Source organism: Paracoccus sp. S4493, assembly GCF_000967735.1.
GTDB classification, from domain to species: domain Bacteria; phylum Pseudomonadota; class Alphaproteobacteria; order Rhodobacterales; family Rhodobacteraceae; genus Paracoccus; species Paracoccus marcusii.
Genome location: NZ_JXYF01000320.1, coordinates 1 through 565, shown reverse-complemented (window position 1 = coordinate 565; position 565 = coordinate 1). Strand labels below are relative to the sequence as shown.

1 protein-coding gene is annotated in these 565 nt (G+C 71.7%); it reads left to right on the top strand.

Translation table 11 applies throughout. The features are described from left to right. The coding region (locus TW83_RS17410; RefSeq protein ID WP_045984051.1) for a glycosyltransferase at positions 1-565 on the top strand (565 nt) is incomplete at both ends.

Here is a 565-nt window from a genome sequence, read left to right as displayed (position 1 = left end):
CTGCCCGCCGATCTGGCCGACCATCTGTGGCGGACCGAGCGCGCGAACCTGGCCCATGCGCGCCACGTGATGGTGCCCAGCCCGCATACGCGCGACATGCTGGTCGACCGCTATGACGTGCCCGCCGACCGGATCACCGTCGCCCGCCCCGGCACCGACCGCCCGGAACAGCCCGCCACGCCGCAGGACCCGCCGCTGATCCTGTCGGTGGGCATCCTGCACCCGCGCAAGGGCCATGACGTGCTGATCGCCGCGTTGGCGGCGTTAGCCGATCTGGACTGGCAGGCGGTGATCGTCGGCAACCCCTGGGACGCGGTCCATGTGGCCGACCTGCAGGCACAGATCGCCGCCAGCGGACTGGGCGGACGGCTGGAACTGGCCGGTCGGGTCGAGGCAGATCGCCTGGCGGACCTGTACCGAAAGGCCTCGATCTTTGCGCTGGCCACCCGGTACGAGGGTTACGGCATCGTCTTCGACGAGGCGCTGTCCCATGGCCTGCCCATCGTCAGCACGCGCGCGGGCGCGGTGCCGGGAACGGTCCCGGCCGATGCGGGCCTGCTGGTCG